Genomic DNA, 11104 nt, shown 5'->3' on the forward strand with positions numbered 1-11104 from the left:
CCGAGAACAAGCCTGTGACCGCCGCGCCCCGGGGGTAAGGGAAGGAAGTTCCTGGGAATGCCGGTCCTACCCTGGCTGTTGGACCGATCGTGACGACCCGCAGCGTGGATACGACACAGGAGTTGGCCGCGTTCCTGCGGACCCGGCGCGAACGCCTGGACCCGCACGATTTCGACCTGCCGTCGCGTCGGCAGACCCGGAGGACCCCGGGACTGCGCCGCGAAGAGGTCGCCGAACTGGCCGGGGTCAGCATCGACTACATCGTGCGCCTTGAACAGGCACGCGGGCTGCGGCCATCGGCGGACGTGGTGGAGGCGCTGGCGCGGGCGCTGCGTCTGGCCCCGCACGAACGCTCCTACCTCTTCGATCTGGCCCAGCAGCGCCCCCGCACTGCCGACAAGCCCGCCACCGCCGCGGCACCGCCACTGGCCCGTCTGGTCGCCGACCTGTCGCCGCTGCCGGGCATGCTGATGAACCACCGCTATGACATCCTGGCCTGGAACGGCGAAATGGCCAGACTGCTAATGGACTTCGACACCCTGCCGCCGGCGCGGCGCAATGCGATGTGGCTGTGCCTGATGCATCCGCAGATGCGCGAGCTCTACGTCGACCGCGAACGCGTCGTGCGGGAGGGGATCGCCCACCTCCGTGCCGCGTGGGCCGCGCATCCGGAGGATCAGGTGTTGGCCGGCCTTATCGCCGAATGCGCCGCGCGTGACGAGGAATTCGCGCGATGGTGGGCCGAGCGAGACATCACGGTCAACGGCCGCGGGCACAAGGTGATACGGCATCCTGCCGTCGGTGAGATCGCAGTGCATTTCGAAGTGCTGGTGCCACTTCAAGATCCTGACCAGCGGTTGGTGATCTACCGCGGCGCAGACGAGGCGAGCCGGTCGGCGTTGGACCGGCTCTGCGCACGGTGAGTGCGAGGCGACAGGTCGACCTGACGGACGTCAGTTGACCCCCATCGCACTGCCGCCCTGGAGGAGTGACCAGCGGGACCATGGTGCAGGCTGCCCGTCAGCACGGCACAGTCTGGCGCTGGACCCCGCGCCCGCGGTCCTGATACCCCCTCGCCGTCAGCCGAGGGACCGCTTGAGGACGAGGACTTCGATGGCCTGGCCCGCGCCGCAACTCGGGGCGAGCGTGCCGAGGGCCTCCCAGCCCTGGCGGCCGAGGTCGTTGAGGTCCGCTCCATCTGCGCGTACTCGAAGCCCTTCATACGGAGCTTGAAGGTCAGGACCTTGCACTCCCACTGAAGCCGTTTCATCTTGAAAGTCGCTGTTCGGCGGGGTGGTGTGACGTTTCGCTGGGCGGCTCGTGCTGGTTGGGCCGAGATCGCTGGCAGGCGATCGTCTGCCGCGTTTCGCCCCTAGCGACTGAGGCGGGACCTTAGGTGTGCCTTCTCATGACACTGGTTCCTCGCGGTCAGGCTTGGCGAGCGTAGGACGCAAGGCGATCGGCGAGCGCGGTGACGCGGTCGCGCAGTTCATCGGGGCGCTCGATGACGAACGGCCGGTCGAGTGAGGCCAGTACGGGAGGCAACCAGTCGAGCCGCTCCGCCTTCAGCTCGACGCGCAGCCAGCGCTCGGCCGCCCGGTCCTGGCCTGCCGTGGGCTCGTACTCCTCCAGGATCGCGATGCTGACGGGCAAGTGGGCGCGGATCTGCCCGACCGTCCCGTGGATCCGTAAGGTCACCTCATGCCGGTACTCGGCCGTGGCGAACGCTGACAACACGCGCTGTGCCGGACCGGGACCCACGGGCGCTTCGAATGAGCCGGGCAGGCTCCTCGCGTCCGCGATGCGATCGAGCCGGAAGGTCCGGTCCTCGCCGATCCGGGCGTCCTTGCCCGTGACGTACCACCGGCCCGCATGGGCGACGATCCCGTACGCGTGCAGCGTGCGTTCGCTGCGCCGTCGGTCGCGATCGGTGTAGCGGATCGAGACCGGTCGGCGGTGGCGCACCGCATCGGCGAGGGTGAGCAGGACCCCGGCGTCCGGGGTGTCGAAATCATCGGGCTGGTCCGTGAAGGCGAGAGCCTCCAGGAGTGTGTCGAGCCGCCGGGCGGTGTGCTTGGGCAGCACCCGCCGGATCTTGGCCGATGCCGTCTCGCTTGCCGTGCGCTCCGTCGACGTCAACCCTGCTCGGCGGCCGGCGACCAGGCCGAGCAGTACGGCGAGCGCCTCGTCGTCGCTGAGCATGAGCGGCGGCAAGCGGTACCCGGGGGCGAGCCGGTACCCGCCGTAGCGGCCGCGCACCGATTCCACGGGCACGTCCAGGTCGATCAGCTGGTCCACATACCGCCGCACGGTGCGCCCTTCGACGCCGAGCCGGTCGGCGAGTTCGGCCACCGTCCGGGTGCCGCCCGACTGCAGCAGCTCCAGGAGTGTCAGCACGCGGGCGGTTGGTCGGGGCATGTCCGCAGCCTAACGCGAATACAGGACCGATTCTGTCCACTATTTCTCCTAGCCTGCGACGTGCACGCCTCCAGCACAGCCAAGGAGATTCCCATGGACTTCGTCTCGATCCGCATCATCACCAGCGACGTGGCGCGCCTCGTCGAGTTCTACGAGCGAGCTACAGGAGCGCGGGCGAGGTGGGCCACCGAGGACTTCGCCGAACTCAAGACCGCGGGCGCCACCCTCGCGATCGCCGGCACCCGGACCGTCCCGCTGTTCGCCCCGGGCTCTGCCCGCCCGGCCGACAACCACAGCGTGATCACCGAGTTCCTCGTCGACGACGTGGACCGCGTTCACCAGAACCTGACCGGCTTCGTCACCGACTTCGTCACCGAGCCCACCACGATGCCCTGGGGCAACCGGTCGCTGCTGTTCCGCGACCCCGACGGCAACCTCGTCAACTTCTTCACCCCCGTCACCCCAGCGGCCATCGAGAAGTTCACACGCTGACGCCACGCAGAGCCGCTCGGTGGCGGTCGCCCCAAGGACGACGGAGGATCGGAATATCGGCCCCGCCTACCCCGAGGACGGCGAGTTCGAGTGGAGGTCTCCCCAAGGCGACCGAGGATCGCAACACGTTCACGACTCACCACATCCGGTGGGTGAGGTTCGCACGCCGCGTCGGCGGTGGGCTTGAGTACGAGCGCGGTTCGTGCGGGGGCATTTCAAGGTCCTCGTCGATGCCGAGCCGAACGCGGTCCGGCAACGTGGGCGTGATGTCAGGGAGCGAGCAGGTCGGCGAGTTCCGATCGTGAGCTGATGCCTAGCTTGGGAAATGCGCGGTACAGGTGGTGTCCGACGGTGCGCGGGCTCAGGAACAGTTGCGTGGCGATTTCGCGGTTGGTGGCCCCGGTGGCTGCGAGCCGGACCACTTCGCGTTCCTGCGCGCTCAGGCGACTCATGGGTGAGTCGGGGGCCTCGGCCGGGTCGTGGGTCTCGCCGGCTGCCTGCAGTTCTGTGCGTGCTCGGTGGGCCCATGGCCGTGTGCCCAGTTCGTCGAAGAGCTCCATCGCCGTGCGCAGGTGGTCACGGGCGTCGAGCTTGCGTCGCGAGCGGCGTAGCCACTCGCCGTAGAGCAGTTCGGTGCGGGCCCGGTCGAAGTCGCTGCCGTCGTCGTGCAGGTTCAAGGCGGCCAGATAATGCTGCTCGGCCTGTGTGTCCGGGCTGGTCAGGGCCGCGCAGCGACGGGCTTGCGCCGCGAAGTGGGGCTGCTGGAGGCCGGCCGCCCATGTCGTGAGCTGTTGTGCGGGCTCCTGCGCACGCTCCGGCTGGCCGGCGCGAACTGCGGCCTCGATCAGATCTGGCAACAGGGGGCGCGCCAGGAGGGGGTGACCCGCCGCCTGCCGGGCCGCGGTCAGGTGTTCCAGCGCGGCCTGGGCTCGCCCGAGGCCGAGGTCGAGGAGCCCCAGCGCCCACAGCGCCTCCGCCGTGGCCCGTCCGACATCGCGGGGACGGGTGTAGCCCAGTGCCTGGTCGGCCAGTTCCTGTGCCAACGCCTCCTCCCCTCGAACGGCGGCGAGGAGCGCCAACAGGGCGCGCAGGTGGGCGGCTCGGTGGTCCAGGTCGTAGCCATCGGCCAGCCTCAGTGCTTCGGTTGCGTGTGCGTGCGCGTCGTCGTGTCGGCCGAGCGCCAGTTCCACTTGGGCGCGCAGATGCAGCGTGGTGGGCAGCCATCCGCCGATGCCCTGCTCGCGGCAGTGGGTGACCGCGGCGACGGCCAGGTCGTGTGCGGCCGCGTGGTCGGCGACCAGATGGCAGTAGATCCCGGTCATCAACCGGTCCATGAGCCCGCTGCCGGCGAGCAGACCGGCCCGTACCAGATCGTCCAGTGTCCGACGTGCGCCGGGGATGTTGCCGGCAAGCAGTTGGGCGGGTACGGCCAGCACGGGAAGGAGGGGCGTACGGACGCTGATCTCGGCCATAAGGGCTGGGTCGCCGGCGGCGAAAGCCGCGTGGATCGCGTCGGTCAGCAACGGGGCGATCTTGTCGGGGCGGTCGGCGGCGACCGTGTCCGCGCAGTCGGCCAGGATGCGGGCGGCTTGACCGGGGCTGCCGTAGCCCAGTTCGACCACGGAGCGAACGCGGGCGAAGTCCGCTGCCATGCCCGGGTCCTGGAGTGGCAGCGGCACCCGTTCGGTGAGGTCGCGGCACCGTTCGTCCTGGCCGGCCTCGCTCGCCTTTTGCGCGGCGTTGATCAGCCGGCGGGCGCGTTGCTGTGGATCGGCGGTGAGGTGGGCGGCTCGCTCGTACGCGGCGGAGGCGGACGCCATCGCCTGCCTGCTGCCCGCCCACACGGCGACCCGTTCCAACTCTGCGGCGACCTGCTCATCCGGTCCGGTCGTGGCGGCGGCCAGGTGCCAGGCGCGTCGGTGCGCGTGCTGCGTGCCGTCCAGCACTGCCACCAATGCTTGGTGCAGCGCCAGCCGCCGGGCGAGCGGGGTCTGCTGGTAGGCGGTGAACCGGATGAGGGGGTGCCGAAATCGCAGCCTCTGTGCGGAGACGAAGATCAGTCCGGCGCGTTCGGCGGGCTCCAGGTCCCTGATCTCTCCGCCGAGGCGGTCCGCGGCCGCCAGCACCGTGGGGAGGTCCCCCGTGTCGTCGGCGGCGGCTACCGCGAGTATGCGCTGGGTGGCCTCGGGGAGGCGGCGGAGCTGCTGTGTGAACGCGTCCTGCAGCTGGCTCGGCGGCGTCAGCTGCGCATCTGGCAGAGCCAGTGGTCCCAGTTGTCCGGCCCGCTGTGCCGGGGTCAGGGCGGCGGCCAGTTCTTGCAGCGCCAGTGGGTTGCCTTGTGCCTGGTCGATGATCCGCTCGGCGACCGGGGGCGCAAGGCCGGGCAGCAGCGCCACGGCCGACCGCCGGTCGATGCCGGTGACGTGTACTCGGGGCAGTGCCCTTGATCCGCTCTCCGGGGAGATGTCGCGGGTGGTGAAGAGCATGGCGATGCCTTCTGCCCGTAGCCGACGGGCGGTGAAGGTCAGTGCGTCCGCGGACGGTTGGTCGATCCATTGCAGGTCATCGACAAGGCACAGCAGGGGACTCTCCGCGGCGGCCTCGGAGAGCAGTGAGAGCGTGGCGAGCCCGATGGTGAGACGATCACGCACGGCCTCGTCGCTCAAGCCGAAGACGGCCCGTAGGGCCCCGGCCTGCGGTGCGGGAAGCCGGTCGATGAGGTCCAGCAGCGGCAGGAGGAGCTGATGGAGCCCGCCGAAGGCGAGCTCCATCTCCGACTCGATGCCCTCGACCCGCAGCACGCCCATGCCTTCCGCGCGGGCGACCGCGTGCTCGAGGAGGGTGGTTTTGCCGATGCCGGCCTCACCGTGGAGGAGTTGGGCGCTGCTCTTCCCGCGGTGGGCGTCGGCGAGCATCCGTTCGATATGCCGCCGCTCTTGTTTACGTCCCTGCACCGCACACTCCCCGCCCCGGTCCGCGGCCCGGCCGCGACCGAGCACATGATCACCACTGTATGTCCAGGGAGAGTTTCCGGCGATCGTGATCGCGGCAACGCATGCAAGGACGGTGGTGATGTCGGCGACGGACTACCGAGCAGGAGCCACCGGCCCTCGGACGGGAACGCAGGGGTCGCCCTCCGTGTGTGCGCCCTCGGGGGTGCCTCCCTGTTCTCGTGTGTCGGCGGTCCGGCTCAGGCGGTTTCGAGGAGCGGCCAGATCTCGACCGTCTCGGGGGTGGCGAGCGCCTTGGCGAGTTCTACGGCTTCCGCACGGTCGGCCACGTCGATGACGAACCAGCCGCCAAGGGTTTCCTCACCGGCGTGCGCGGGCCCCTCGGCCACGGTGGAGGCTCCGTCGGTCGCCTTGCGCACGGTTACCGCGGTGGGGGGATCGGTTGCGAGGGCATCGCCGCTGATCAGTTTGCCTGCCGCCGCGATCTGACCGATCCAGGTTTCGTATGCCTTTCGGTGGGCGGCCGGATCAGACTTGATCCCGCTGCGTGACTCGTGGGTCTCGAATATCACGAGCGCGTACTTCATGGGTGTCTCCTTTGTGTGTGCTGCGTCGTCTGGACTTGCTGTGACGCGGAAGGTGTCGAGAGGCCCAGTTGGGCCGTCGGAGTCCGGGGCGCGGTGATGCGGGCGAGTGTGCCGATCTCCAGTGCTGTCCACAGGGCTCCGTCCGGGCCCAGGGTGATGCCGTGCGGCTCCGAGCCGTCGGTTGGCAGGTCGTGCACGGTGATGATGCCGTCGGGGGTGATGGAGCCGACGCGGTTGCCGGCCCACTCGGTGAACCACAATGTGCCACCGCTGCCGGGGGTGAGGGCATGCGGCCGGGAGGTGCGGTCGGGCAGCGGGAACTCGGTGATCACGCCATCGGCGGTGATCCGCCCGATCTGCCCGGCGCCGATCTCGACGAACCAAAGCGCCCCGTCGTGTCCGGCTGCGATGCCCACCGGGGCAGCGGACTTGGTCGGCAGACCGTGGAGGGTGATGGTTCCGTCCATGCCGATCCGCCCGATCGCGTCGGCTTGGTTCAGGGTGAACCACATCCCGTCGTCGGAGCCGGCGGTGATCGCAGAGGGGAAGCCCCCAGATATCGGCAGCGGGAACTCGGTCACCTGGCCGTCGGTGGTGATCCGGCCGATCCGGTCGGCACTGGTCTCGGTGAACCACAGTGCCCCATCCGGCCCGGCGGCGATCCCGAACGGCCCGCATTCAGCCGTGGGCAGTGCGAACTCCGTCACCTTGCCGTCAAGCGTGATCCGGGCGATGCGGTGTGCCCGGTGCTCGGTGAACCACAACGCGCCGTCCGGCCCGACAGCGATGATCGTTGGCCCGCACTCCGGATCGAGTTGATGGATCGTTGGCTCCCCTCCGGGCACAAGCCGCCCAATCCCGCCGCTGTGGACCAGGGTGAACCACAGCGCCCCGTCCGGGCCCGAGGTGAGCGCGTAGGGGCCGCTCTCGCGATCGGTTACGGCGAACTCCTCGATGAACACTGGCATCAACTCTTCACTTCTCTCCATACGATGTGCGCCCTCCCACCCCATGAGACCTGGGGTCCGGCGGGTCCGCCCTCAACTGCCGCTCTGTCCAAGCTGTTTGCCGATATTTTCGATCTCGGCCGGGGCCCCCGCCATGATGGTGCGGGTGTGTTCGGTGACCAGGTCGGCGGGCCAGTCCCACCATGCGGCGTGCAGGAGGCGCTCGATGTCGGCATCGGCGAAGCGTTGCCGGATCGGCCGGGCCGGGTTGCCGCCCACGATCGTGTAAGGGGTGACGTCGGCGGTCACCACCGCGCCGGCCGCGATGATGGCACCATCCCCGATCCGCACGCCTGGCATCACCGTCACCTGGTGCCCGAACCACACATCGTTGCCGACCACAGTGTCGCCGCGGCTGGGCATCGCGGTGACGATGTCCAGAGTCTGCTCGGCCCACCGGCCGCCGAACATGGTGAACGGGAACGTGGACACCCCCATCGTCGGATGCTCGGCGCCCGCCATCAGAAACTTGGTGCCCGCGGCGATGGCGCAGTACTTGCCGATGATCAGTCGCTCCGGCCCGTAGGCGTAGAGCACGTTGCGATGCTCGAAGTCCCTCGCGCCCTCGGGATCGTCGTAATACGTGTACTCGCCTACGACGATCTTCGGTGAGGTGATCAACGGTCGAAGGAACACCACACGTTCATGCGCCGGCAGCGGGTGCACGGTGGTCGGATCGGGAGACAACGCAACATCCTTTGTCAGTAGGGCCGGTGGTCGGTATGAGACGGCAACTGCGTCGCCGCGGGAGGTGGCGCTTGTTCTGCGGTGTGCTGATCGTCCGGTGCGCTGGATGTGTTGCCCCGGCCTTCATGCCACCGGCGCGGAATAGATCAGGCGGATCTCCGAAGTCCGGTAGCCGGCGCGGGCGAAGGCCGCGGCCATCGGTGCATTCCCGGTGTCGGTGGTGGCGGTGATGAGCTCGGCGCCGCTGTCCGCGTGGACGCGGGTGATCTCGGCCAGGAGATCGTCCACATAGCCGCGGCCGCGGAACTCGGGCACGACGCCCAGATAGCCGACGTTGCGGGCGTACGGCGTCGCGGACGGGAGAGCAAGCCCCACGACCTGCCCGTCGGGGGTGTGCGCCAGTCGCCACCATTCGCGCCGGCCGGGGCTACCGAGGTTGAAGTCCATCTCGTCGCGGGCGGTGGCTTCGGCACCCTTGACCGCGATGTTCCTGCGGGTCTCGTCGTCCAGGCTACCGACGGCTACCCTCCGGAACAGCTGGAGGAACTCCTCGTCCGACGCCGGGGCGAAGGCCAGCCGGCCCTCGGCACGGGCAAGGCCGGCATCGGGTGTCCACTCCAGACGCAGCCGTTCCACCTCGTGGGTGAGCCCGGCCGCTACGGCGGCCTGGCACCGCCAGCCCACGGCAGCCGCTGTGGCTGGATTGTCACGCCAGCCGACGGGCAGCGTCAGGTTGTACAGCGGAAGTCTGGGCGCACCGTGGTCGGCGAACGCCCGCAGCCCGGCGCTCAGCAGCTCGGCTGCCACTTGCGCCCGGTCGGGGAGTGCGGGGTCCACGTGCAGGCAGTCCAGTGCGACGGGGTGAGCGCTGTCCGCCTGTCCCCACCACAGGGCTCTGGCCCATACCTGCCCGTCGTCCTCGGCGATCCAGGTCCACTCCGGCCGGTACATTCCCTGCCGCATCTCGGCCAGGTAGCGGTCGGCGCCGATCCAGCCCACCGGCTCATCCACGATCACCTCTACGATGCGCTCTTGATCGGTCTCAGTCGTGGGGCGAAACAACACGGGTGCTCCTACGGCTTGGTGTATGTGGTGACGGTCGCGCCGGTGGTGAAGATCCGGGAGCCGGTCAGTGTGAAGACGGCAGGGCCGAATGAGGTGTGGAACAGGGGGATGCCTTTGCCGAAGACCACCGGGTAGCGGTGGACGATCAGCTCGTCGATCTCACCCAGCAACTGTCCGGCCAGCACCGCGCCGCCGCACAGCCAGATGCCCCTGCCCGGTTGCTGCTTCAGCCCGCGGATGAACTCCGCCGGGTCGCCGGCAACAACGTCGACGTCGGGAGCGGGCTGTTCGAGGGATGAGGAGAACACGTACTGCCGCAGGTACGGATACGGGCTGGTGACATTGGCCGCCAGAGAGGATTCGTAGGCACCGCGCCCCATGACGACCGTGTCGAACCTCCTGTTCGCTGTGCTGACGACACCCAGCGACCTGCGGACGTGGTCCGGGATGGTCTCGGGGTACTCGGCGAGGATCGCGGCCTTGAGGTCGCCGTCGAAGCCGGAAGAGTCGCACTGTCCGTCCGGACCGGCGATGAAGCCGTCGACACTGCAGCCGATGAAGTACGTGAGCAGACGCATGCGGGTCCGATTCCGATCCGTTGCTACCAGGGACGAGATGACACTAGGCACCCTGTTTCAGGAGGGCATCGGTCACCGCGACGTAACGTGACCCACCGCGCAGGCGACAAGCGTGGGACGGCATCAGTAGAGACATCAGCAGGCCGGCCCATGATGGCGGGCGCCAGACCTGGTCATGAAAGGCCCCACCGGCAAATCTCCCTGACGCCCGACCGGTCCAACGCACAGATGCTTCGTTGGAGCCGGGCCCGCTGCGGGCGGCATGAGGCGTTCAGGGTGCAGGGAGCGACCGCCGGGAGAAGTTGGCTCGGCCATGCTCAGCTGGATCCATCGCTCGATCTCGTACGGTGTGTCCGGCAGTGAGGTGAGACTGAGCTGGTAGAACTCATAGTTGCCCAGGGCAGCCGACGCCGCGACCACTTGCCTACCCCGAACGGCAACGCATGCACGGACGGCACGGTCACCGACTACCTGCTCACCGGTAAGCTCCCGGCGAAGGACGTGACCTGCGAGGCGACGGCCGACTGGAACGCGGAGGCACGGAAGAACCAGAAGCGGGACGTGCTCCCTGGGCCTCCGCTCCCGGAGCGTGCCCCGGACCGTTTCCGAGCCCGCCCCCATAGCGGATGCGACCGACTGAGCCCGCGGCTCAGACGACGAGTCCCTCTCGTCTCGAACGGGGATGGGTCGTCCGGGGCGGCCGACTGCTGAAGCTGACCGGCTCGACAGTGCTGCTCGGCGTCGTTCTGCACGGCGTGACGGTAGAGCCCATCGCCCGTCGGCTCGCGCATCGCGCCGTGATCACGGACCGCAGGACGGCGGGCGGCGATTGACACGATCTCGCATCATGCCGGGGAAAGACTCGCCGGCCGAGGGATTCCCGCCGGTAGGTGTGCGGTGCCGCAGGAGGGAACGTAGGCAGGCCGTCCTTGACGCCGTTCCGCTGTGCTGGAACCCGCGGGCGACGTCGCCGGGATCGTCCGCGCCGTCGGCGAGTCCCAGGCGGACCGGGCGCGGAACGTGCTGACCGAGCGGGACCCCTTGCGTGAGGACACCCTCTGCTCGTGACCCAGGCGGCAGGGGAGGCCGGCAACCGACTCTTCGAGGTGGCCTTCCGCCGTTGCGCGAAGGGCGACGACGCCACGCGCCGGGGCCCCGTACGCGGGGTGCGTCCGGGGCCCCGGCGGTGCAGTGACGGTGCTCCGGCCGGGGCCAATGCGGAGGTCAGCCCTTGCGGGTCTTGACCTCTTCGGTGAGGGCCGGGACGACGTCGAAGAGGTCGCCGACGACGCCGTAGTCGACGAGGTCGAAGATCGGGG

At 69.1% G+C, this 11104-nt stretch carries 10 protein-coding genes and 1 pseudogene; 4 read left to right on the plus strand and 7 right to left on the minus strand.

The genetic code is table 11. The annotated features are described in order from the left end of the window. Positions 1-89: 89 nt before the first annotated feature. The gene (locus ACIRPT_RS37300) at positions 90-923 is read left to right on the plus strand and encodes a helix-turn-helix transcriptional regulator (RefSeq protein ID WP_403835696.1); all 834 of its coding nucleotides are present in this window, start codon (positions 90-92) and stop codon (positions 921-923) included. Positions 924-1428: 505 nt separating this feature from the next. Here the strand turns inward: ACIRPT_RS37300 and ACIRPT_RS37305 are convergent. After that, positions 1429-2418, minus strand: a complete 990-nt coding sequence (locus ACIRPT_RS37305) for a helix-turn-helix transcriptional regulator (RefSeq protein ID WP_403835699.1) — start codon at positions 2416-2418, stop codon at positions 1429-1431. Positions 2419-2511: 93 nt separating this feature from the next. Between ACIRPT_RS37305 and ACIRPT_RS37310 the strand changes: the two genes are divergently transcribed. After that, positions 2512-2910: a VOC family protein gene (locus ACIRPT_RS37310; protein ID WP_403835702.1), complete on the plus strand. Its 399-nt coding sequence runs from the start codon at positions 2512-2514 to the stop codon at positions 2908-2910. Between the two features lie 269 nt (positions 2911-3179). Here the strand turns inward: ACIRPT_RS37310 and ACIRPT_RS37315 are convergent, their stop codons facing one another. The 6 genes from ACIRPT_RS37315 to ACIRPT_RS37340 form a co-directional block, all read right to left on the minus strand. Beyond that, the gene (locus ACIRPT_RS37315; protein WP_403835704.1) at positions 3180-5864 is read right to left on the minus strand and encodes an ATP-binding protein; all 2685 of its coding nucleotides are present in this window, start codon (positions 5862-5864) and stop codon (positions 3180-3182) included. Positions 5865-6100: 236 nt separating this feature from the next. Further along, positions 6101-6448 carry a YciI family protein gene (locus ACIRPT_RS37320; protein WP_403835707.1) on the minus strand — a complete coding sequence of 116 codons (348 nt, stop codon included), beginning with the start codon at positions 6446-6448 and terminating at the stop codon, positions 6101-6103. Then, the gene (locus tag ACIRPT_RS37325; protein ID WP_403835710.1) at positions 6445-7416 is read right to left on the minus strand and encodes a virginiamycin B lyase; all 972 of its coding nucleotides are present in this window, start codon (positions 7414-7416) and stop codon (positions 6445-6447) included. Before ACIRPT_RS37325 ends, ACIRPT_RS37320 begins: the two co-directional genes overlap by 4 nt. Before the next feature lie 72 nt (positions 7417-7488). Then, complete coding sequence (locus ACIRPT_RS37330; RefSeq protein WP_403835712.1) at positions 7489-8142, minus strand: CatB-related O-acetyltransferase; 654 nt, start codon at positions 8140-8142, stop codon at positions 7489-7491. Between the two features lie 123 nt (positions 8143-8265). Beyond that, a complete protein-coding gene (locus ACIRPT_RS37335; RefSeq protein WP_403835714.1) occupies positions 8266-9153 on the minus strand; it encodes a GNAT family N-acetyltransferase in 888 nt (295 codons plus the stop codon). Positions 9154-9215: 62 nt separating this feature from the next. Next, positions 9216-9785 carry a dihydrofolate reductase family protein gene (locus ACIRPT_RS37340; protein WP_403835717.1) on the minus strand — a complete coding sequence of 190 codons (570 nt, stop codon included), beginning with the start codon at positions 9783-9785 and terminating at the stop codon, positions 9216-9218. Between the two features lie 375 nt (positions 9786-10160). On the opposite strand from ACIRPT_RS37340, the pseudogene ACIRPT_RS37345 reads away from it, so the two are divergent. Together ACIRPT_RS37345 and ACIRPT_RS37350 are read left to right on the plus strand one after the other, a co-directional pair. Beyond that, positions 10161-10391: pseudogene (locus ACIRPT_RS37345) on the plus strand (alpha/beta hydrolase); the annotation flags it as partial. Between the two features lie 339 nt (positions 10392-10730). Then, positions 10731-10853: a hypothetical protein gene (locus tag ACIRPT_RS37350; protein ID WP_403835720.1), complete on the plus strand. Its 123-nt coding sequence runs from the start codon at positions 10731-10733 to the stop codon at positions 10851-10853. Positions 10854-11104 lie beyond the last annotated feature (251 nt).

The organism is Streptomyces sp. NPDC101227 (assembly GCF_044767545.1).
Lineage (GTDB): Bacteria > Actinomycetota > Actinomycetes > Streptomycetales > Streptomycetaceae > Streptomyces.

Bases quoted from the DNA above. Each gene is read 5' to 3' on its own strand.
- ACIRPT_RS37305 (WP_403835699.1), bottom strand. From the start codon at position 2,418: ATGCCCCGACCAACCGCCCGCGTGCTGACACTCCTGGAGCTGCTGCAG.
- ACIRPT_RS37310 (WP_403835702.1), top strand. From the start codon at position 2,512: ATGGACTTCGTCTCGATCCGCATCATCACCAGCGACGTGGCGCGCCTC.
- ACIRPT_RS37320 (WP_403835707.1), bottom strand. From the start codon at position 6,448: ATGAAGTACGCGCTCGTGATATTCGAGACCCACGAGTCACGCAGCGGG.
- ACIRPT_RS37325 (WP_403835710.1), bottom strand. From the start codon at position 7,416: ATGCCAGTGTTCATCGAGGAGTTCGCCGTAACCGATCGCGAGAGCGGC.
- ACIRPT_RS37340 (WP_403835717.1), bottom strand. From the start codon at position 9,785: ATGCGTCTGCTCACGTACTTCATCGGCTGCAGTGTCGACGGCTTCATC.